Annotated in this window: 17 protein-coding genes and 1 tRNA gene; 6 read left to right on the top strand and 12 right to left on the bottom strand. The window is 35.1% G+C overall.

Annotated features, from left to right (window positions below):
- Window positions 1–5: 5 nt before the first annotated feature.
- Genes HND39_13745 through murA form a run of 3 tightly spaced genes read right to left on the bottom strand, consistent with a single transcriptional unit; the run spans window position 6 to window position 4915 of the window.
- Window positions 6–1403 carry an HD domain-containing protein gene (locus tag HND39_13745; protein QKJ97261.1) on the bottom strand — a complete coding sequence of 466 codons (1398 nt, stop codon included), beginning with the start codon at window positions 1401–1403 and terminating at the stop codon, window positions 6–8.
- Window positions 1404–1417: 14 nt separating this feature from the next.
- Window positions 1418–3643, bottom strand: a complete 2226-nt coding sequence (locus tag HND39_13740; protein ID QKJ97260.1) for a hypothetical protein — start codon at window positions 3641–3643, stop codon at window positions 1418–1420.
- A gap of 6 nt (window positions 3644–3649) precedes the next feature.
- Window positions 3650–4915: a UDP-N-acetylglucosamine 1-carboxyvinyltransferase gene (gene murA, locus HND39_13735; protein QKJ97259.1), complete on the bottom strand. Its 1266-nt coding sequence runs from the start codon at window positions 4913–4915 to the stop codon at window positions 3650–3652.
- Window positions 4916–5116: 201 nt separating this feature from the next.
- Between murA and HND39_13730 the strand changes: the two genes are divergently transcribed.
- The 6 genes from HND39_13730 to HND39_13705 all read left to right on the top strand — a co-directional run bounded on the left by HND39_13730 (window position 5117) and on the right by HND39_13705 (window position 11292).
- Window positions 5117–5202 (top strand) — tRNA-Leu (locus tag HND39_13730).
- A 27-nt stretch (window positions 5203–5229) separates the two neighbouring features.
- Window positions 5230–6549, top strand: a complete 1320-nt coding sequence (gene tig / locus HND39_13725; protein ID QKJ97258.1) for a trigger factor — start codon at window positions 5230–5232, stop codon at window positions 6547–6549.
- Window positions 6546–7172, top strand: coding sequence for an ATP-dependent Clp endopeptidase proteolytic subunit ClpP (gene clpP / locus HND39_13720; protein ID QKJ97257.1), 627 nt, complete (start codon window positions 6546–6548; stop codon window positions 7170–7172). The genes tig and clpP overlap by 4 nt, the downstream gene beginning before the upstream one ends.
- 134 nt (window positions 7173–7306) lie before the next feature.
- Window positions 7307–8404 (top strand): VWA domain-containing protein, encoded by a 1098-nt coding sequence (locus HND39_13715; GenBank protein QKJ97256.1) that lies wholly within the window; start codon window positions 7307–7309, stop codon window positions 8402–8404.
- 9 nt (window positions 8405–8413) lie between these two features.
- Complete coding sequence (locus tag HND39_13710; GenBank protein QKJ97255.1) at window positions 8414–9925, top strand: magnesium chelatase; 1512 nt, start codon at window positions 8414–8416, stop codon at window positions 9923–9925.
- A gap of 218 nt (window positions 9926–10143) precedes the next feature.
- Window positions 10144–11292 (top strand): glycosyltransferase, encoded by a 1149-nt coding sequence (locus HND39_13705; GenBank protein ID QKJ97254.1) that lies wholly within the window; start codon window positions 10144–10146, stop codon window positions 11290–11292.
- Between the two features lie 81 nt (window positions 11293–11373).
- On the opposite strand, the gene HND39_13700 is transcribed toward HND39_13705, so the two are convergent.
- The 9 genes from HND39_13700 to HND39_13660 all read right to left on the bottom strand — a co-directional run bounded on the left by HND39_13700 (window position 11374) and on the right by HND39_13660 (window position 22220).
- Entirely contained in the window at window positions 11374–11853 is a 480-nt protein-coding gene (locus HND39_13700) for a T9SS type A sorting domain-containing protein (GenBank protein QKJ98009.1), read from the bottom strand.
- A gap of 1439 nt (window positions 11854–13292) precedes the next feature.
- Window positions 13293–13898 (bottom strand): T9SS type A sorting domain-containing protein, encoded by a 606-nt coding sequence (locus tag HND39_13695; protein QKJ98008.1) that lies wholly within the window; start codon window positions 13896–13898, stop codon window positions 13293–13295.
- A 2464-nt stretch (window positions 13899–16362) separates the two neighbouring features.
- On the bottom strand, window positions 16363–17226 hold the full coding sequence (cyoE, locus tag HND39_13690) for a protoheme IX farnesyltransferase (GenBank protein QKJ97253.1): 864 nt from the start codon (window positions 17224–17226) through the stop codon (window positions 16363–16365).
- A 21-nt stretch (window positions 17227–17247) separates the two neighbouring features.
- The gene (gene coxB / locus HND39_13685) at window positions 17248–17889 is read right to left on the bottom strand and encodes a cytochrome c oxidase subunit II (protein ID QKJ97252.1); all 642 of its coding nucleotides are present in this window, start codon (window positions 17887–17889) and stop codon (window positions 17248–17250) included.
- Between the two features lie 13 nt (window positions 17890–17902).
- Complete coding sequence (locus HND39_13680; protein QKJ97251.1) at window positions 17903–18196, bottom strand: hypothetical protein; 294 nt, start codon at window positions 18194–18196, stop codon at window positions 17903–17905.
- 9 nt (window positions 18197–18205) lie between these two features.
- A complete protein-coding gene (locus HND39_13675) occupies window positions 18206–18769 on the bottom strand; it encodes a cytochrome c oxidase subunit 3 family protein (GenBank protein ID QKJ98007.1) in 564 nt (187 codons plus the stop codon).
- Between the two features lie 56 nt (window positions 18770–18825).
- Window positions 18826–20487 (bottom strand): cytochrome c oxidase subunit I, encoded by a 1662-nt coding sequence (gene ctaD, locus HND39_13670; GenBank protein QKJ97250.1) that lies wholly within the window; start codon window positions 20485–20487, stop codon window positions 18826–18828.
- 6 nt (window positions 20488–20493) lie between these two features.
- The gene (locus tag HND39_13665; GenBank protein ID QKJ97249.1) at window positions 20494–21282 is read right to left on the bottom strand and encodes an SCO family protein; all 789 of its coding nucleotides are present in this window, start codon (window positions 21280–21282) and stop codon (window positions 20494–20496) included.
- An 8-nt stretch (window positions 21283–21290) separates the two neighbouring features.
- The gene (locus HND39_13660) at window positions 21291–22220 is read right to left on the bottom strand and encodes a cytochrome c (protein ID QKJ97248.1); all 930 of its coding nucleotides are present in this window, start codon (window positions 22218–22220) and stop codon (window positions 21291–21293) included.
- Window positions 22221–22224 lie beyond the last annotated feature (4 nt).

Here is a 22224-nt window from a genome sequence, read left to right as displayed (position 1 = left end):
CAGTTTTAAAGAAAATCTTCTTTAATCTTTAAAAGATATTCATAGGCTTCTTCATAATTGTTAGCTATGATTCCATCGAGGATTGCTTCTTCGATTGCGGTTTTTATTTCACCAACTTTCTTTGATGGTTTTATTTTACAAACCTGCATGATTACTTCACCACTAACCGGAGATTGAAAAGCCCGCAATTTATCCTTTTCCTGAACTTCAAGCACTTTCTTCATTACTATCTCATAATTCTGCAGATACCTTTCGACCTTTTCAGGATTTTTACTCGTGATATCCGCTCTGCACAACGTAATTAAATCTTCCAGGTTTTCATCAGCAGCAACAACCAATCTTCGAATCGCTGAGTCGGTAACATCATCTTTCACAAGTGCTATTGGACGCAAATGTAATCTAATTAATTTTTCTATATACTCGAGCTTATTAAACGGCAGTTTCATTCTTTTAAAAATTGATCTCATCATTCGTGCGCCGATTTCTTCGTGACCGTGAAATGTCCAGCCAATTCCTTCAACAAACTTTTTTGTTTTTGGTTTTGCAATGTCATGAACCAATGCAGAAAATCGCAGCCAGACATCATCGGTTCTGAGAGAAATATTGTCCACAACTTCAAGGGTATGATAGAATACATCTTTATGATGATAATCTTTTCTTTGCTCAACACCAATCATCACTGAAATTTCAGGAAATATAACTTCCATAACTTTCGATTGCTGTAATAAATTTAATCCGATTGAAGGTTTTGGAGATTTTAAAATTTTCAGGAACTCATCAGTCTTTCTTTCCTGTGAAACTATTTCAAGACGTTCGCGAAATTCCTCAGCAGCCTGCATCACTGAATCATCCACTATAAAATTCAATTGCGAAGCAAAACGGAATGCGCGTAAAATGCGGAGCGGATCGTCATCGAAAGTAATTTTAGGATCGATTGGCGTCCTGATAATTTTATTTTCAATATCACTCAGTCCATTGAACTGATCAATCACATCACCAAAATTATCTTTCATTATAGATACAGCAAGCGTGTTAATTGTAAAATCACGCCGGGAAATATCATCCAGAAAAGTTCCATCGGTTACTTCAGGTTTTCTGCTCGATCGCTTATAAGATTCTTTTCTCGCAGCAACAAACTCAAAATTAATTCCATCATATACAAAGTGTGCAGTTCCGAAAGTTCTGTACACAACAATATCTTTGATACCAAGCTGGTTCGCGAAGGTTTGAGCATAGGTCATTACATCGCCAATAATAAGAAAATCAATATCCTTGCATTCTTTTTTTAAAATTAAGTCTCTGACAAAACCACCAACAATGAAAGTCTTTACATTCATTTTCCCGGTTAGTTCAGCTGCTTGTTGAAGGAAATTATATTTTTTTATTTCTTCGCTGACGTTCATAGGATTAATTTAATTCAATTCAATTCAAATTTAGTTTGATCAAGAATTAATTTTGCATTTCTGACAAACCATTCTGTTTTTTTATATTGCTCGGCAGTAAGTTTCAGAAGGTTTTCATTAGCTTTATACCTGAAAGCAAATCCAGCCATTTTTCTTGAGTTAGCATAATCAAAATTATTCAGCATATATTCTGAAAGTTCTAATATTGCATAGCTGCTAATCTCGTCCTTTACTTCAAAATCATTTTTAAAGAAGAATATAAAATTCCTGTAACTTTCTTTTAGAGAATAACTCAAATCAATCATCAATGGTATGGAAGAATAGTTGTACGTTTTTGCATTAAGTTCTTTAAGGATTGAGTATTTATCATAATCACTTCCGGAAACGTATGCTTCAATTTTACTTTTATCAATCAAAGCTAAACGTGTATCTGCAAGCAACTTTAATCTCCTCTCTGGATATCCATCGGATACAGATTTGTAAATCTTAAAAGCATCGGCTTCTTTTGATTCCTTAACATATAAATCAGCCAGACGAATTTTCAAATTGTATTCACTGCTTGTGCCTTCGAAAGTATCAAGATATTTTTCGAAAAGATTTACTGCCTGAGATACAGAATCTCTTTCCTCATAGATTTCGGAAAGACCTGCGATAGCACTATAACTTTCGGTTTTAGAAAGTATGTTCCTAAAAATGCTCTCTGCACAATCATAATTTTTGAGTAAGAAATATTCCCAGCCTTCCTGTAATGTTGAAGCGACGTATCTTGGACAAACTTTACTAATTAATGGTTTACGTCCAAAATAATAATTAGCTTTATTTGCATTAGCTTCAATCGCTGATGTGTCAAGATATGATTCAAAATTATTAATTGCAGTTTCTAGATTTTCTCCGAATGCCGGATAAAAATCATTTGTTGCATAGAAAGATTTTACTTTTTCAATACCATATTCATCGACTAAATATTTTATAAATGAACCTGAATAAATATATGACAGGCTTGAAACACTATTGAAAAAACTAAAGTCAGTAAACACATCACTAAGATTAATCCTGTAATGATTTTTATATGCAAGAGCAGCCATAAAATTGATGCTATTGTCATCATAAAATCCATCAGCAGCCTCAGCCATTCCTTCAATTAAAGCAGGATTAAAATCTGCTGCAAGTTTAAACAAACCTGTACCGAAAGCTGCAGTGAAACAATGTGCGATTTCGTGTTTAAGTGTGCTCTCCCATGTATCTGCAGAGATATAAATACTGTTCAGCCATGGTTTTGCAACGTCAGCCGAACCAGCACCAAAAAGTTTTTTCTTTTGTTTACTATCATAAAATATGTAAGAAGAAATTTTTGTTTCCGGTTTTTCCAGAAAAAATTCAGATAATCTGGAATAATAATACTCCTGGTTTAATACGATTAGTTTTAGTTCATCCTTTTCAATTCTTTTATCAACTTGAATTATGAAGTGCTCTGATTCGATCCGGTTCGAAAGTGTGTTTTGCAGATTAGAGTTTGTTGTTGTATATCCTAACGCAGGTGAAATAAAAAAGTAAAATAAACCGGTGATGATAATTGTAATAATTAAGAATGAAAATTTTTTATTGAATGTATATTCTTTTTTTAACCAACGAATAAAATAATTTAGTATCGGAAGAAAAAAGATTAGACTAATTATTCGATACAAAATCAACTTAAAATCAACACTAATTCCCTCATCATAGATTGTCCCGGGGAAATAGGAAAACAACGGGTTGTAAAGATAAACTTGTGGATTGAAATATATTTCTAAAACTGCGATAAACAATATCAGCAAATAAAGAAACAGAAATACAATGATTCTAAACTTCGTAACAAAATGAAAACTAAATGCACCAATCGCACTGCCAATTATCACTGATGGACAAGTAATGACAAGATAAAACATCAGTCCATCCCAAAATGAACAAAATCCAAATATTATTGAATTAACAACTGAAATTAAGAAAGGAATAAAAAGCATCCATAACCAGGCACCAAAAAGTTTGCTTGTATAAAAATATTTTTTCTCTTTTGCTACAGATTTGAAAATTGAAATCGTGTAGATACCTGAAAGAAATGATAACAGTAATGAATTAATCGCTGAGAACTCATAACCAAAAACATTTGTAAGTGGTAATGTCAGAAGAAATACATTTATAATTCCAATAACGAAAAGATAAACGAAAAGGTAGTTGTTTTTTTTAAATAATCCTGAAACCATAAAAAATTAATATTCTTTGCTTTCAACTCTTTGAATATCGGCTCCGAGGAATTTTAACTTTTCTTCTATTCTCTGATAACCTCTGTCAAGATGATAAACTCTCAAAACATCAGTAGTGCCTTCAGCAATAAGTCCGGCAAGGACAAGAGTTGCACTTGCACGAAGATCAGTTGACATGACTTTTGCACCTTTTAATTTTTTAACCCCTGTAACTATCGCTGTATTATTGTCCAGAACAATTTGTGCACCAAGTCTGTTCAATTCAGGAACATGTTTGAACCTGTCAAAATAAATTGAATCGGTAACAGTTGAAACTCCGTTCACAATAGACATCAGACTTGTCCACTGTGCCTGCATATCTGTCGGAAACCCCGGATAAATAGATGTGGTTACTGAAACAGGTTTGAGCTCAATATTCCTGCAATCAATTGAAATCTGATCCGGACTCCTTTTAATCTCGCATCCGGTATCTTCAAGTTTCAACAATACTGCATCCAAATATTCAGAAGATGTACTTGTCAGGTTAATATTGCTTTTCGTGATCGCTGCTGCAATTAATAATGTACCGGTTTCAATTCTATCAGGTATTGTGATAATATTTGCAGGATGCAATTCATCAACACCTTCGATCTCAATTTTATTTGTTCCAACTCCATTAATTTTTGAACCCATTTGAACAAGAAATTCAGCAAGTTGTGTTATTTCAGGTTCAATCGCTGCATTGTTAATAAGAGTCGTTCCTTTTGCTAATGCAGCAGCCATCATTGCATTTCCGGTGGCACCGACAGATGACACATCAAAATTAATTTTAGCTCCATTCAGTTTTTTTGCTTCAGCAATTATGTATCCGTCTTTTAAATCAATATTGGCTCCTAATTTTTTCATCGCTTCAATATGAAGATCCACCGGTCTTGGACCCCACGCACAACCACCAGGTAAAGAAACCGTAGCTTTTCCAAATTTTGCTAATAAAGGTCCGAGCACATAAATAGAAGCACGCATTTTTTTTACGTGTTCATAAGGTGCAGTGAAGTCATTTATTCCTGAAGTATCTAATTCAAGTATTTCATTTTTAAAAGAGATTTCAACTCCCAGATGCTTCAACAGTTTTGACATCGTGTAAACATCATTCAATTCAGGTGTGTTTTTAAGAATAGATTTTCCTGATGCAAGAATTGATGCAGGCATTAAAGCGAGCGAACTGTTTTTAGATCCGCTTACTTTAACACTTCCAGAAAGTTTTCGTCCACCTTTTATTACAAATTTATCCATACAAGCTTTATAAATATTTGAATTGTTTCTGCAAAATTACTTATAAAATATTGCAATGATACAGGTTCAGTTTATAATATGATGAGCCCGTAACTATTATGTAGAATATGTTATGAAGCACAAACAGAATTGATATACAAATCATCTGACAGTATATTTGTAGCCAATTTTTAAAGAATTACAAAGAAAAATAACAAATCTGCGAGAATGGCGGAATTTGGCAGACGCGCTAGACTTAGGATCTAGTACCGAAAGGTGTCGGGGTTCGAGTCCCCGTTCTCGCACCAATTCAAATTTAAAAACCAGAGGTTAATTTGGAGTTTAAGGTTAATGATATATCCCAATCAGAACGTGAAGTTGAAGTCATTTTAAATTATGATGAAATTAAAACTGATATTGATGCTGAAGTAAAAAAACAAGCCGGTAAACTGCAAGTGCCGGGTTTTCGTAAGGGTAAAGTACCGATGTACATTATTAAGCAAAGATTCGGTGATGCTCTTGAATATGAAGCTTCTGAAAAAGTTGCAAATTCAAAATTCTGGGAGATTGCAAAGGACAAAGATCTCAAACCGATTGGTCAGCCGGTTATGACTGATATTCACTTTCATCCAGAGAAAGAATTTAAGTTCAAGGTTAAGTATGAAGTCATCCCTGAAATTGAAGTTAAAGATTATACTGATCAGATTATTGAAGTACCTGATATTAAAGTCAAACCAGAAGAAATTGACAAAGAGATTGAACATATTCTGCGAGTAAACAGCACACAGGAAGATGCAGATTTAATTGGTGATGATAATAATTTTGTTTTGGATGTCGAACTTGTCAGACTTGGTGAAGATGGTCAACCTGCTGCAGACTCAAAACCAGAGAAAATGCAGATTGATCTTTCAAATGAAAACGTTCATTCGGATATAAAAGAAAATTCAAAAGGAAAGAAAGTCGGAGAGAAATTTAAGTTTCATTTCCACGATGAAAGAATGGTCCCAAATAAAGATGGGCAGGAAGAAAAAGTTGTTGAACATTTTGACTATGAAGTTCTGATCCTTGGTATTAAAAAAATAATCTTTCCTGAGTTGAATGAAGAACTGATTAAAAAAGTAACAAAAGATAAAATCTCAACTGAAGCAGTACTTCGATCTGAAATGGAAAAGGATATTCAGAGTTACTATGATCAAAAAGCTGAAGATTATATCCGAAGCCGATTAATCGGATTGATATTATCAAAGAATGAATTTACTCCGCCTTCATTTATGGTTGAAAGTATTCTCGATGAAATGGTAAAGAGCGAAGAAGACAGACTTAAAAAACAAGGAATGAAAAAAGTAGATACAAAATATTTGAGAGAATATCTTCAACCGTCAGCACTTAATGAAGTAAAATGGTTTCATTTAAAAAATGAGATTCTAAAAAAAGAAAAAATAGAAGTAACAGATAAAGAGCTTGAAGAACTTGCGGCAAAAGATGCAGAAAAAACCGGCTTATCTGTTGAGAAGCTGATCAATTACTACAAATCATCAAACCAGATTCAACGAATGATTGATAAAAAGCTTTTAGATTTCTTTAAAGAAAAAAATGAAATTAAAAAAGTAGATCCGGAACAACTTGCAAAGAAACAGAAAGAGGAAAAACAATGAAAGACAAAATAGAAATTTTTAACCAGCTTGTACCTTATGTGATCGAACAAACCGGTCGTGGTGAAAGAGGAATGGATATTTATTCCAGACTTCTCCGCGAAAGAATTATTTTTATCGGAATGCCGATAGATGATCACGTTGCAAGCCTGACTATTGCACAATTAATATTTCTTGAAGCTGAAGATTCTCAAAAGGATATTAATCTTTACATAAATAGTCCCGGTGGAAGTGTAACAGCAGGAATGGCAATCTACGATACAATGCGTTACATAAAACCCGAAGTTGCAACAATTTGTGTTGGAATGGCTGCAAGCATGGCTGCAATATTACTTGCTGGCGGTGCAGAGGGAAAACGTTCAGCGCTCCCACATTCAAAAATCATGATTCATCAACCGTGGATTGGTGGATTGCAGGGACAAACGACAGATATTGAAATTCATGCTAAGGAAATGCTTAAAACCAGGGATTCGCTTTACAATATTTTATCAAAGCACACTGGTAAATCAGTTGAACAAATTACAAAAGATTGTGACAGAGATTATTTTCTGACTTCGGAAGAAGCAAAAGAATATAAACTGATCGATAACGTTTTAGAAACTCGCATAGCTGCGGAAAAAAAATAATTTATGGGGGAAAATCTTCCCCCATTCACCTTTCTTTCTCAATAAATAATATTCTTGTTTTAACATCAAGTTTAATTTATTTTCAAATCGAAATTATTCAGAACTAATATTTCTTAATTTTTAATTTATATAATATGATTGGTCACAGATTTACAGATTTCATTCCTGATAACAGAGGTAATGGTAACTTTGATGATTTACTCAAAGTATTTCTTCAGCTTGTTACAATTACTTCCGGTGATGTTTCTGAAGCTTTAAACTGGATGAACGAACTTGACAGACAATATAACCTTACCGGTGAAGAATACGGAATGGGTGACTTTATTGATGAATTAAAAGATCGTGGCTACATAAAAGAAAATGAAGATGGAAAAACTATTTCCCTGACAGCAAAAAGTGAGATGACAATTCGAAGACAATCCCTCGAAGAAATTTTTGGTAAGTTGAAAAAAACGGCAAGAGGAAATCATCGGACTCCATTTTCTGGTCATGGTGATGAATTAACTTCAGACAGAAGAGAATACAGCTTCGGTGATACTCTGGAACAAATTGACATGACAGATTCAATCAGGAATGCTCAGATCAATCACGGAATTGAGGACTTCCAATTAACTGAGAAAGATCTTGAAATTGAAGAACGAGATTACAAAGCTCTGACTTCAACTGTTTTGATGATAGATGTATCCCATTCAATGATTCTTTATGGCGAAGACAGAATTACACCTGCAAAAAAAGTTGCAATGGCTTTATCTGAACTGATCACTACGAAATATCCAAAAGATACACTTGATATAATTGCTTTCGGAAATGATGCCTGGCCGATTGAAATAAAGGATTTAGCCTATCTACAAGTCGGTCCATTTCACACAAACACAGTTGCTGGATTGCAATTAGCTCACGATATACTTCGCAGAAGAAAGACAAATAACAAACAAATATTTATGATTACTGATGGCAAACCAACATGTCTGAAAATCGGTGCAAAATATTATCAAAATAGTTTTGGATTAGACAGAAAAATCATCAACAAAACACTTGATCAGGCAGCTATATGCAGAAAACATAATATAGCAATTACAACATTTATGATTGCGCGTGATCCTTATCTGCAGCAGTTCGTACGAGAATTCACAAAAATCAATAATGGCAGAGCTTATTACAGCAACTTGACAGGTCTTGGCGACTTTTTATTTGAAGATTATATACGAAACAGACGAAAGAGAGTAAGGTAAAATTATAGTATGAAATTAAATTCGATTAAAACGCTTGGTGAATTAAAGCAAAACGGTTATAAATCAAAATCTATAAAAGATGAATTAAGGGATAACCTGATAAAATTCTTAAAAGAAAATAAAAATCCTTTTGAGGGAATAATTGGTTTTGATGATACGGTAATTCCGGATCTTCAGACAGCAGTTCTTTCACGACATGATATTTTATTTTTAGGATTGAGAGGACAAGCAAAAACAAAAATTGCCCGTCTGATGATAAATCTACTTGATGAATTTATCCCTGTCGTAAAAGGGTCAGAGTTGAATGATGATCCGTTGAATCCTATTTCAGTTTATGCAAAGGAAATTTTAACAAAAGACGGAGATGGTACCAGGATAGATTGGATGCATCGTTTCGAACGTTATACAGAAAAACTTGCAACACCTGATGTATCAGTAGCAGATCTGATTGGTGATGTAGATCCGATAAAAGCTGCAGCACTCAAACTTCACTATTCCGATGAGAGAGTAATTCACTTTGGATTAATTCCCAGATCACACAGAGAAATTTTTGTAATCAATGAACTGCCGGATTTGCAGGCAAGGATTCAGGTTTCGCTTTTTAATATTCTCCAGGAAAGCGATATTCAGATTCGTGGATTTAAAGTAAGGCTGCCATTGGATATTCAATTTATCTTCACAGCAAATCCGGAAGATTATACAAACAGAGGATCAATTGTAACTCCGTTAAAAGATAGAATTGACAGCCAGATTCTTACTCATTATCCGAAGAGTATTGAAATTTCTAAAATGATAACTCAACAAGAAGCAAAACTGACAGAAGACCAAAAGCAAAAAATATATCCTGATGAAATATTACTTGATCTGGTAGAACAAGTTGCATTCGAAGCACGCGGAAGCGAATACGTAGATTCAAAGAGTGGTGTTTCTGCAAGACTTTCAATTTCCGCTTTTGAAAATCTAATCAGCACTGCTGAAAGAAGAAGAATTCTGAACCAGGAAAAAGAAACGCATTTACGCATAAGTGATCTTTTTGGTGTGATTCCATCAATCACTGGTAAAATTGAGCTTGTATATGAAGGTGAACAGGAAGGTCCTGCGAAGGTTGCGCAGATTCTAATAGCTAAAGCAATAAGAAATAATTTCTCTAAATATTTTCCAGCTCCTGAAAGTTTAAAAAAAACTCAGCAGCCAAATCCATATCAGCCAATTATTGACTGGTTTAAAAAAGGAAACAAAGCAGACTTGATGATGAATCTGCCGGACAAAGATTATGAGATTCTGCTTCATAAAATTCCACAGCTTGAAAATGTTGTTAAAAAATATCAGCCATCAGTGAACGGAAATTCAAGACTTTTGTTAATGGAGTTTTTTCTATTTGGGTTGTCAGAATATTCATTACTAAGCAGAACTAAAATCGAAGATGGTATTCAGTTCAGTGATATGCTTAGCTCAATGTTCACAATGCCAGAAGCAGAAGATTTTGATGATGAAGATGATGAATCTCAGTACAAGTTTTGATCACTAATTGTCATTCCAGAACTCTGTCGCAATCGAAGTTTCCGGAATCTTAATCTGGTATTATATTTTAAAATAGTCTGATAGATTTGACGGTTAAAATAAGATCCTGAAACCTGTCTGCCGACAGGCAGGCAAGTTCAGTATGACTTTGTGATCTTTCTACCCTTCAACGATTTGATTATATTTCGATTGAATTTTATTTATCATCATTTACTTACTTGAAGAAAAAAATTATTCTCATTGGTCCTGCCTATCCCTACAGAGGTGGAAATGCACTCTTCATTACACACGCTTATGAATCCTTAAAGAATCAATTCGATGTAAAGATTTATAATTATAAACTTCTTTATCCATCACTCCTTTTTCCAGGAACGACACAGTTTGACCAAAGCAAAGAACAGGTATTCAAGGTTCCAAGCGAAAGAATTATCAATTCAATAAATCCATTCAACTGGTTAAAAGTTGCTGGCTTACTTAAAAAGGAAAACGCAGACTTAGTTGTTTTTGATTGGTGGCATCCTTTTTTTGGATTATGTCATGGAGCAATCTCATTTCTTATCAAGAAGAAGTATAAAAATAAAATTTTATTCATCACTGAAAATGTTGTTTCCCACGAAGCAAATGCAATTGATAAGTTACTAACAAAGATTGGTTTGACTTCTGCATCAAAGTTTCTGGCACTTTCAGGTATAGTTGAAAAAGAAGTTCAGCAATTTTCCAAGGGAAAGAAAGTTTACAGGTCTGAATTGCCTGTTTATAATTGCTATAAACAACGTGATTTAACAGATCAAAAAGGAATAAAAAAGGAATTCGGTTTTGAAGATGATTCAATTGTTTTATTATTCTTTGGGTATGTTAGAAAATACAAAGGTCTGGATATTCTTATCGAAGCATTCCCGAAAATCCTTTCTTCAAATCCTAAAGCACGGCTTCTGATTGTTGGTGAGTTTTATGATAATCCAAAAGAATATTTTGAGTTGATTAAAAAGCTGAAGATTGAAAATAAAGTTAAGGTGATAAATCAGTTTGTTCCCAACGAATCAGTTGCCAAATACTATCAAGCTGCTGATGTTGTAATTCTTCCCTATCGTAGTGCAACTCAAAGTGGGATTCTGAATGTGGCTTATGGATTTAATAAACCCGTTATTGTGACTGATGTCGGCGGATTAGCGGAATTTGTAGATGAGGGTAATACAGGATTTGTTGTTCAACCGAACTCACCCGAAGCAATTACAGGTGGAGTTCAAAAATTTCTTTCTGTAAAAGAAAAAGTGGATTTTACTACCCACATAAATGAAAGAAACAGGAAGAACAGTTTTAACCAGTTGCCGGAAGTGTTTGAAAAAATTTTAGAAGACAATATATAAGAATCTGTATAGTTTTTGCTTCTAAATTATTTTTAGCCTGAAGCAGGGATACAATATATTGTGTCCCTGCTGCAATAATTTTTATTTCAACAAGACCATTTTACGTGTATGTATATATTCACCTGCTTTCAATTGGTAGAAATATACTCCATTGGCTATCTCAGGTCTGGAGACCTGAGCTACGTTGAATTCTATCTCATATTTGCCTGCTGGTCTATATTCGTTTACTAATGTTGCAACTTCATTCCCTAACACATCATACACTTTTAATGTTTGCCAACTGCCTACTGCAGACTGCCAACTAATTTTTGTGCTCGGGTTGAAGGGGTTGGGATAGTTTTGATTGAGTGCAAAATCTCTCAAACCTTCTTCGCTTTCTACTGAAGGAAAATAAAATGCTTCAGTTCCGGTTTCCCAAAACCCAATTGCAAAACCGTTCCCTGGTCTTTGACTATTAAAAAACGAAACGCCTGGTATTGAATCATTGAAGAAAACAAACGTTCCTTGTTCCTGCCAGTTAGGTGAGTAAATATTAATCCGACTTGCACAGATCGGATACATTTCCGAATTATTATATCGAGCAGCAACAGCGGGATTTCCACCTGCAATTTCTACCCCACCATTATAACTGAATGCAACATAAAGATCAGTATAGTAAACTGCTGCTGAATTAGGCCCACCATCACCTGGAAAGATATTATATGGTGTATTTCCACTCCCTGTAAATTCTGGTCCGGTCCAAACAACAATAACTCTTATTCCATCTGAAGAAACCATAACTGAAGGAAACGCATTACCGATAGCAGGATATGGATAATAATCAATAATTGAATGACCGAACCCATCATCTGGTGCTTCCAGTTCGGTAGAAGTCACTGCAACCCATTCTCTATAATTACTATTCCAATAGAGAACAGGAAATACTTCGGTTGTGTCGGTTGCTCCAGGCAAAATTCCTTCACCATATCCGTTGAATACAACATGAGTGACTCCATTATCGTCAACGATTGCATTACATTGACCAAAATTTGTAAAGTACGGTGCGTAATTTCTGTTTGATATTTGTCCATACTCAGGGTTTGAACCAGAACCTCTGGCTATAACTTCTCCCTGCCAGGTAGCACCAAAATCAGTTGAATAATATCTGTAAACGATATCTGGATTCCCGCTCAAGTAAGCACCCTCAAAAGTTCCGACAATTGATAAATATTTACCATCAAAGGAAGATTGAATAGGCAGTTCTGACGGAGAATTTGAAGGAACTCCAAAATTCGGATCACCAGCACCAATAGTAGTTAACAAGTCGAAGGTTGTACCTAAATCAGTTGAAGTATAAAGTTTCAGATCACTTGTGGAAAGCCATAGTGTTCCATCATTTGAATAATGAAATGAAGGTGTGTTAAAACTTCCTGAGGTAGTAAAGTAATCAATCTGTAATGTATTATTATCCACTAAAGCCCAATTTAGTTGATTTGTATTAGATGAAAGCACTAAAATTTTTTGAGCAAATACTCCTTCTGAACAATACTGTAGCGATAAAGCACCACCGCTTGTCGAATCAAATAAAATAATCGAATTAACAGAACCAAATTTTACGTACGAAAAAATTACTTTACTGAGTCCTGCAGTATTTAGTTTTTGCGTTCCAATCATCACCGGATCATCTCTTTCTCCATTCCCATCAAAATCTACCAGGTCAAATGTTCTTAAAGCAGAATTATTATATAAATAATCATATCCGGTCTGAAGCATTTCATAACCTTGTAAATGATATTGTGTATAAACTGGAAATGCAATAATTAAAAAAAATAGAAAAGATATTATAAGAATGTATTTCGTCTTCATATTCATCTCCCGTATTAATTGAAGAAACCTGTCTAACATTAACTAAAAAAAGTTAAAAAAACAATTGAAGTAATTTGTTGATCTTTGGAAAGATTATTGAAAAAAAAAGAGCGAGCCAAAAGCTCGCCCTATAAATACTTAATTTAGGCTCCGGATCACTTTAACAAAACCATTTTCTTCGTTTGAACCAAATTACCTGATTTTAGTTGATAGAAGTAAACACCACTCGTTAATGATGAAGCATCAAATTTGACTTCATACAACCCGGCAGGTTTTTGTTCATCAACCAGAGACATTACTTCGTTTCCAAGAATATCAAAAACTTTCAAACTTACTATTCCTGGCTCAGCAATCCGGAATGAAATTTTTGTACTCGGGTTGAATGGATTCGGATAGTTTTGAGCAAGATAAAATGATTCCGGTAAAGAATTATTATTATCATCAACTGAGGTCGGATTATTTACTGTATAAGCTAAAGCTCTGACATCCTGGAAACCGGTATCTCCAAGAAGAGTTCCAAGCCCTGTGCTTGTGTCAATTATAATTATCCTTCCATTTTCTGTTGGAGAACCAATTACTCCGAAAAGAACTCCTGCTTCATCAAAAGCAAGATCATTAGTAGGAACATTGAAATCAGTTTCACCTATCAGTATTGCAGCACCAGTAGTAAGATCAATCTTGTAAATTTTGTCTTTCTGACCAATTGCAACTTTCGATGAAGCCCACAACTCATTTGTAAGAGGATTAAAAGCGAGTGACATCAACTGAATGCTTGCTGTTGTAACTTGGGTATAAACTCCTGTATTAACATCAACAGTATAAATTCCACCGGCTTGTGTTCCTGCGTAAACAGTTCCATTTGTATCGCAAGCAACTGCAACGAGGAAACCTAAATTAAGTGTGTGAATTATGTAAGCATCACCCCCAGTTGCATTTATTTTAACGAGATCGCTTTCAGTAGTACCTGGAATAACCCCATATATAGTATTTGTTACCGGATCAATCGTTGCAGTGTTTATCGATGGAAAATTGGAAGGACCGATTTCGGTACCTAATCCTGTTGCCCTATCAATCCAGAACGTTTTGCCAGTGTCAGCGGCACTTGAAACAGCATATAGAATGTCCGACACAGCAGGATTGATTTCAAAACCTCTACCTTTCAATCTGAATCCTGGGAAATCCGGGTCGTTACTTGTGAAACTTATTAATTCATCATACACTATTGGGTTTGCCGGATCAAATTCAAAATCAAGGTCTACACTATCATATGGGGCTAAAGTGTATGGCAAAGATAGATTGGTTAGTAATGAAAATGGACCAACGGGAGAATTGATCGCACTGATAACAAGGTCTGCCTGACCATAATTTGTAAGTATTACCGTTTTAGTTGATGGTGTAGCACCAACCTGGGCATTACCGAAATCAACGTTGAATGATTCAGCATAAGCGTGAGCACCCGGAAATGCAGCCATTAAAATCCTGCCAACATACGTTCCCCAGGTATTTGTTGAACGAACATATTCCGTAAATGTCCAGACATCATACTCATTGACTGGATCGAGATAAATTCCCATATAATCACCCCACCTGTTTCGACCGGAACCAAAATCAACTACATAATTTCCAAGTCCTGGCTGCAAAATTAAGCTTGGATTCAACCCCGGTGGATCTGCAGCATATTTGGAAGATACAAATGCACCGACATACTCTGTTGTTGCTGACCGACTGAAAGTAACGAGAATATTATGATCTTTGTCAATAGCGAGTGCTGGGTACAAATAGTAATAACCTATCATTCCCAGTTCTGCTTGTTCAGAAATTGAAGCATTGCTTAAATCTACTTTGTAATATCTTACGCTTGAGTATGAAGCATTTGTTGTATTTGCAATTGAATGAGCAGCATACAAATAATTATCTCTTACAATAGGTGAATGACGATGTTTGCTTCCACCACTCTCTATTCCGGTGCCGCCACCAAGCTGCTGCGCAAGAGGTGCATTACCATAAGAATTAACGACAAGAGTTTTTCCTCTTAATCTTGGAGTTGGGGAAGTTGGATTTAACAATTTATACATAATAGTATATACACCGCCATTTTGTAGTGTATTAAAGAAATATCCACCCTGACCTGGTGTATAACATATTGCTGGTTCTAACACATCAGGTTTATCTGAAGGTACATTTGGTCGTCCAATACTCCATAGATCAACAAAAGGCAAAACGCCGCCGTTACTCGCATACAAAACTGACTTATCAAGAATTCTTATTTTGTTATATTGATAATATCCTGCCCAACTAAATGAGCGTGAATTTATGTAAATGGCTTGGTCATCGTAACCGATCTGGGGGAAATCTCCCCAGGTACCTGAATTAGCTGTTCCGTTTAGTTTAGCATCCATTTTATACATATACCAGGTTCCAAATGGATCTGCATTATCTGAATAACTAATAATAAACCAACCTTGTTGCGATGGGCTATCCTGCCAATCCCAGAGCATAAACCATCTGTTAGCATAATGGTCATAAATAATTTGAGGATCAAAAGCACCGGATCCTATTACGGGTGAAATCCATGAATCCGCATTAACACTTGCTAACAAATTTCCTTGCTTGTCCCAAACTCTGAAAGCACTGTTTACACAAGCGATAACGTGATCAGGTCCAACCGCCATAATTGGATCAGGAGGTATGGAATTTGTCATCGCTATGCCATCCCATTTATCCAATATAACTGTCTGCGCTGTAGTTCCTTTATTGACACTTTTAATCAACTTATCTTCGGTGTAAACATAGGGAGGTAAATTACTCGGATCGTAATTTTCTAAATTTCCGTTTATAGATGGACCCTCAAGGTCTTTAATTTCAATTGGATCACCGGATATTGGTTCATCAAATGTCATCGGATTAAGTGTAACAGTTACTCCGGAGGGAACATTTCCTGCTGCAGGGCCCAAATAATAAACTGAATCGAGTTGAGCAAATGAAGCAGCGGAAAGGCAAACGATAAATAGAAGTGTTAGTATAAAATTATTTTTCATATCTCTATCCTTCAATTATTTGTTGTAAAATTTTTGCGAAGTTAAGTATTATGATATTAGGATACAATTATAATATTTCAATATATAAAAATAATTATTTTTCATCAGGATAAGCGAAGAGTATATCTCCTTGAACTGTTTACTTTCAAAAAACTTCGGGAACAATATTCTAACACAATTTGTTCGATCAGGAAATAAGTTTGTCAATTGAAACGAAAAACACAACACTTAATGCAAAATAATTAATTGATCTGAAGTTAAGTCTAAATTCCGAAAAATCATTTGATTCAGCAAGCAATCCAAATGCTCTCCAGGTAAGAAGCATTCCGCTTATGAATAATGCAATATCAATCCAGAGCTGAGTAACGATTCCGAACAGCGGAATCATTAATCCGGTGACAACAGTTGAGATAATCCAGATAAAAGTTATTCTTGAAAGCTGCGCTTTATTGAATAACATTGAAAGTGTAGGAAACCCTGCGCGTTTGTAATCATCATCCATTACCAAAAGTAAAAGCCAGAAATGAGGTATCTGCCAGATGAAGAAGAAGAATGCTATTATGATCATCTGTGGGTCGCTCATTGAACCACCAGCAGCAACCCAGCCAATTACCGGTGGAATTGCACCAACGAATGAACCAGGAATTATAGCAAATGGTGTTTTCCTTTTTAGTAATGTATAAAAAAAATTATACCATACCAGGTTTAACAGCCCAAGAGAAAGAACCAGAAAATCCGTAAAAACAATCAGGATAACTGAGCCGATAATCACAAGCCCTGTTGAAACAATCAAAACATTTACTGGTGAAATCCTGCCTGATGGAATGGGTCTTTTATTTGTACGATTCATTTTTGAATCAAAATCTTTTTCTTGATAGTGATTCAATGCTGCGGAACCAAATGCGAGTAAAAGTACACCTATAAGAACTGGAATAATTCTAATATCAATCTGACTACTTGCAGCAATATAACCAAATGCTGTTGTTAACATTACAAATAGTGTAATCCTAATTTTAGTCAATTCAAAGAATATTTTAAGTGTATTTTTCAAATTGTTTTACTTCGGGAGTTCCTAGTTTGTCAATTGTTCCATCAGTTTGAGATCTTCATCGCTCATTCCATACATCCAGTTTTTAAAATCAACTTCATTTAATACAACTATTGTGGAAGCCATATAAGAATGATTCAGACCGCAGTATTCTGCACAAGCTATATGATATTCACCAGGTTTGTTTGCGACAAACCAGGCAATTCTTTCCTGATTCGGGTAAACATCTTTTTTAATTCTGAATGCTGGAACAAAGAAAGCATGACTAACATCGGTAGAATGTAAAATCAATTTTACTGGTATGTCAACCGGTACGTAAAGAGTATCTGTTTTTTTTCCGTCTTCATACTCAAAACTCCATTTCCACATTTGCGCTGTAACCTTAACCGGCATTGCATTTTCCGGGACATTAACGGTTTCTAAATAATTCTCCCATCCAAACCAAAACATTATCAGTACGAGTATTGTTGGAATTGCTGTCCATGTGATCTCAAGTGCAACATTACCATGAATATTCGTACCTCTCGGATTTTTTTTTCGGCTGTATTTAAATACGAACACCAACATCAGAACTGTAATCAGTGTAAGAAAGAACACGCATACAATGAGTACCACAAGGAATGTTGTGTCAAATGAATTTACAAAATTAGATAGACCATCAAACATACTTTGAATACCCTTACTGGAATGAATAATCAGAGAATAATAATACAAACGAAATTCCCAGAAAGAACAGAGCAACAATTACGAAAATTGCAAATACTTTTGTTTCGCTTCTGAGATGCATAAAGATTGAAAGCACCAGGTATGCTTTAACAGATGCAATTATGAGGGCTGTCGCAACTGTAAACCTACCTATATTCATTCCGGCTATTGCGACCGTAATTGCAGTAAGAGCCATAAGTGCCAGCCAAACGATGATATATGTGCTGTAGCTGTGTGACTGCTGATGAGGTTTGTCGTGAGTCTGCATTTATTTTCCTTATGTAATAAGATAGAATAGTGGGAAAAGGAATATCCAAATAATATCTACAAGGTGCCAATACAATCCCGCATTTTCAAGTCTCACATAGCTGTCTTTTGTGATCACACCTTTTTTAGTTTGTCTGGTCATCACCGCAATCAGGAACATTCCAACAACAACGTGAATACCATGTAAACCGGTCATCACGTAGTATAGTCCGAAAAATAAAATCTCACCCGAACTCTTTGAAAGCAGAATTTCACTTCCCGGATAAATTCCGTGATGGAACTTTGCACTCCATTCAAAATATTTATTTATTAAAAAGAATAGTGCGAGGATTATCGTCAATATCTGCAGTAACACTGATAAATTTTTCTGATCTCTTTGAATAGCAACTATGGATAAAGCAATCGTCAGACTGCTTGTAAGCAGTATCGCAGTATTAAATGTGCCGAGGATAGTATTGAGTTCCTTTGCGGCAAGGTGAAACTGATCAGCATGGTCAAACCTGTAAACAGAATACAAGAGAAACATTCCGCCAAAAAGCAAAAGCTCAGTAAACAAGAACAACCACATCCCCATTCTGGAAGCTACATCATCCCGATGAATATGAGTTTCTGTTATATGTTCAGTTGAATTCAATTAGCCACCTCTTTTTCCAGGCTTAGTTCATTTAATTTGTACTGGTAAGGATCGGTTTTAATTACAGGAATCCGATGAAAATTTTCGTGAATTGGTGGTGTTTCAATTTGCCATTCTAATGTTTCTCCACCCCAGATATTTTTTTCGGTAACAATTTGACCTTTGATTTTAGAACGATACATATTGTAAATCATCAACAATAACCCTGCAACTAAAATCCAGGATCCAACTGTTGAAATAACATGATAGCTTTGAAATTCAGGAAGATAATCGTAGTATCTTCTTGGCATTCCGAGCCATCCCATAATAAACATCGGGAAGTATAAAAAATTGAAACCCACAAACAACAACCAGAAATATATTTTTGATAATTTCTTGTTATACATTCTGCCAAACATTTTAGGAAACCAGTAGTGTAATGCAGCAAAGAAACCAAAACCTGTTCCACCAAACATTACATAGTGAAAGTGAGCAACAATGAAAGAAGTATCATGAACCTGTATATCTATTGAGAGGATTCCCTGCATAACACCTGTTAATCCTCCAATTGTAAATAGAAATATAAATGCTAGAACGAAAAGCATTGGAGTTTCAACAAGAATTGATCCTTTGTATAAAGTAGCAACCCAATTGAAAACTTTTATTGCACTTGGGATGGCTACCAGCATAGTAAGCAATGAAAAAATAAACTGACCAGTATTGCTCATTCCAACTGTAAACATATGATGAGCCCAAACCAGTGATCCAAGAAGTGCTATTGCAACACTTGAAAATGCGATAAACTTGTAACCAAAAATTGTTCTTCGTGCAAATACCGGAATTATTTCTGAAACCATTCCCATCGCCGGTAATATCATTATATAAACTGCTGGATGTGAATAGATCCAAAATAAATGTTGAAACAGAACCGGATCACCACCCAATGCCGGATCAAAAATTCCAACACCCAGCCATCTTTCAATAGCTACAAGAAGCAAAGTGATACCTATGATAGGAGTAGCTAATACCTGAACCCATGCTGTAGAATAAATTGACCAGATTGAAAGCGGCATTTTGAACCAGGTCATTCCAGGTGCTCTCATACGATGAACAGTAGTTACAAAATTCAATCCGGTTAAAATTGAAGAGAACCCTAGAATAAAAGCAGCAATTAGTGTGAAAATTACATTAGTATTAGTTCTGACTGAATACGGAATATAAAATGTCCAGCCTGTATCAGCAGGACCGCCGGGTAGCAAGATTGATATTATTGCCAGCAACCCTCCGATTGCATACATATACCATGACATCAAATTTATTCTGGGAAATGCAACGTCTTTCGCACCAATAAGAATTGGAAGCATAAAATTTCCGAAAACAGCAGGAATACCGGGAATTACAAAAAGGAATATCATGATAACTCCATGAAGGGTAAAAATGGAGTTATATGTTTGTGCATCCATAATCGTTCGTCCGGGAGCAATTAATTCGAGCCTCATTAAAAATCCGAATGTAGCTCCTGCAAGGAAAAAAATAGAAAGAGAAATTAAATACAGAATTCCGATTCGTTTATGGTCGGTGGAAAGTATCCATCCCAAAATACCAGTATGCTTCCCTTTATATTCGAGATAACTTGGTTCGTGTCCGTTTGTTTTTATAGCTGCAGAATCACCTGCCATAGTATATCACCTTGTTTTAATAATTTCTTTCTTTGATTTCAATCTGATAGTAACGAAAAAAATTCCGGCAAATAATAAAATCGCAGCACCAAAAATCCTTGTAAAACTTAATGTATATTTCTGTCCTTCTGTTTCATAGCTGAAACAAAATCTCAGAAATCTTGCGATCGTTGGAGATACTTTACTTTCACCAGTTTCAATAACTGCCATTTTAAAATCGAACGGTAAAATACCATAACCACGACTTTCTGTATAACCTGGGAATAAGTATCTGCATATTTTTCCATCTTTATCTATGAAGATTAAAGTTCCAGCATGTCTTAACTCTTTATCCTCGCGCTTAAAATAAAACCCGGCAGCATCGGTCATAGTTTTAATATTTTCAATTGAGCCTGTTAAAAATCTCCAGCTATCAGGTGAGATTTCTTTATCGAATCCGGATAACATTTCTTTCTTTTTGACTGAGGCTTTTTCGGGGTTTTCAAATTCATCAATACTGATTGAAATAACATTGTAATCATAACCCGGTTCAAGATCAGATTTGTTCATCACATTTGCTAATTCAAACATAAGCGGATTGCAAATCCCCGGACAGTTGTAATAAACGAAAGTTAAAATTGTTGGTCCGGTAATTAGTTCTGATAAAATTACCTGGTTTCCATTCTCATCATTGAACATTACTTCCAGAGGAATATTTTTCCCAAGCTGTTCATCAACACCAATTTCAATCTGATTGTTTGAAAAGATGGCTTGGGTCAGTACAGCAATTAAAAATATACCTATATGAAATTTCATAAGTGTTACTATAAAATTTTGCTTAAGTAATTAAACAAAGCAATTCTGTCATTATTGGAAAGTTCGAGTGCTCTTGTGTTAAATCCATTTTCGTTAACATTTAGATTTAAATAATTCATAAAAGATACATCACTGCTTTTCCAGCTTTCTGAATTGATCAGTGAAGATAGCGCAAGTTTTTCATTACTGACAACTTCACTAAAGATAGCGGCGGGATAATCAGATTTGTCAGCTTCCAGTGTCTTGATTGCTTTGTTAAGTTTTTCAATTTTATCTGAATTTTCAGAAGTAAGAATATTCATTGCGGTGCTGACAGGAATCTGTGCAGGAATTTTTACTCCGGCAGATAAATTATATAATGAGTTCAATGCAGCTAAATCATCATCAGTATCAACAGGAGGATTTGTCATAAATTGCTGTCTGATGTAATGAGCAAGCGAAATCCTATCTTCCGGAGTAAGGAAATTATATGAGATCATAGCACTACCCTTAATTCCCTCTTCAAGAGTTGTATAAATTCCGGAAATTGTTCTACCGTTTATCCAGCCATCAGGGCTTGTAAAATTTCTTGGGGCAGGATTCATTCCAACAGAAGCAGGACCACCACCGGCGCCAGTTTCGTTATGACAGGTTGCACAAGTATTTGTGTAAAGTTCTTTTCCTTTTGCAAGTAATTCAGGTGTTGGTTCTTTCATTTTAAAAATATCTACCGGAGGAACCGTTTTCGCCTGAACAACCGGAAGATCAGATACGATTATTGTATCAGGTATAAATGCTGAATTTTTGTTTAAGGCAATGTTCCCTTCATTTGCAACATAATATATTCCGATGGCAACAATTATCACCAAAATATAAGGATAAAGAATTCCGAAGATAGTTCCGGGATTTTCTTTTACAGTCTTCGAAAAATTTGATATTATTTTTTTTAATTTGTCCATAAAA

Source organism: Ignavibacteriota bacterium (assembly GCA_013285405.1).
Classification (GTDB): domain Bacteria; phylum Bacteroidota; class Ignavibacteria; order Ignavibacteriales; family Ignavibacteriaceae; genus IGN2.
The sequence above is the reverse complement of the archived record's forward strand: the minus strand, read 5'-3'. Positions and strand labels throughout refer to the sequence as shown.

Bases quoted from the DNA above. Each gene is read 5' to 3' on its own strand.
- HND39_13745 (QKJ97261.1), bottom strand. From the start codon at position 1,403: ATGAACGTCAGCGAAGAAATAAAAAAATATAATTTCCTTCAACAAGCA.
- HND39_13740 (QKJ97260.1), bottom strand. From the start codon at position 3,643: ATGGTTTCAGGATTATTTAAAAAAAACAACTACCTTTTCGTTTATCTT.
- murA (QKJ97259.1), bottom strand. From the start codon at position 4,915: ATGGATAAATTTGTAATAAAAGGTGGACGAAAACTTTCTGGAAGTGTT.
- clpP (QKJ97257.1), top strand. From the start codon at position 6,546: ATGAAAGACAAAATAGAAATTTTTAACCAGCTTGTACCTTATGTGATC.
- HND39_13715 (QKJ97256.1), top strand. From the start codon at position 7,307: ATGATTGGTCACAGATTTACAGATTTCATTCCTGATAACAGAGGTAAT.
- HND39_13710 (QKJ97255.1), top strand. From the start codon at position 8,414: ATGAAATTAAATTCGATTAAAACGCTTGGTGAATTAAAGCAAAACGGT.
- HND39_13700 (QKJ98009.1), bottom strand. From the start codon at position 11,853: ATGTATCCGATCTGTGCAAGTCGGATTAATATTTACTCACCTAACTGG.
- HND39_13695 (QKJ98008.1), bottom strand. From the start codon at position 13,898: ATGTCACTCGCTTTTAATCCTCTTACAAATGAGTTGTGGGCTTCATCG.
- coxB (QKJ97252.1), bottom strand. From the start codon at position 17,889: ATGTTTGATGGTCTATCTAATTTTGTAAATTCATTTGACACAACATTC.
- HND39_13680 (QKJ97251.1), bottom strand. From the start codon at position 18,196: ATGCAGACTCACGACAAACCTCATCAGCAGTCACACAGCTACAGCACA.
- HND39_13675 (QKJ98007.1), bottom strand. From the start codon at position 18,769: ATGGGGATGTGGTTGTTCTTGTTTACTGAGCTTTTGCTTTTTGGCGGA.
- ctaD (QKJ97250.1), bottom strand. From the start codon at position 20,487: ATGGCAGGTGATTCTGCAGCTATAAAAACAAACGGACACGAACCAAGT.
- HND39_13665 (QKJ97249.1), bottom strand. From the start codon at position 21,282: ATGAAATTTCATATAGGTATATTTTTAATTGCTGTACTGACCCAAGCC.
- HND39_13660 (QKJ97248.1), bottom strand. From the start codon at position 22,220: ATGGACAAATTAAAAAAAATAATATCAAATTTTTCGAAGACTGTAAAA.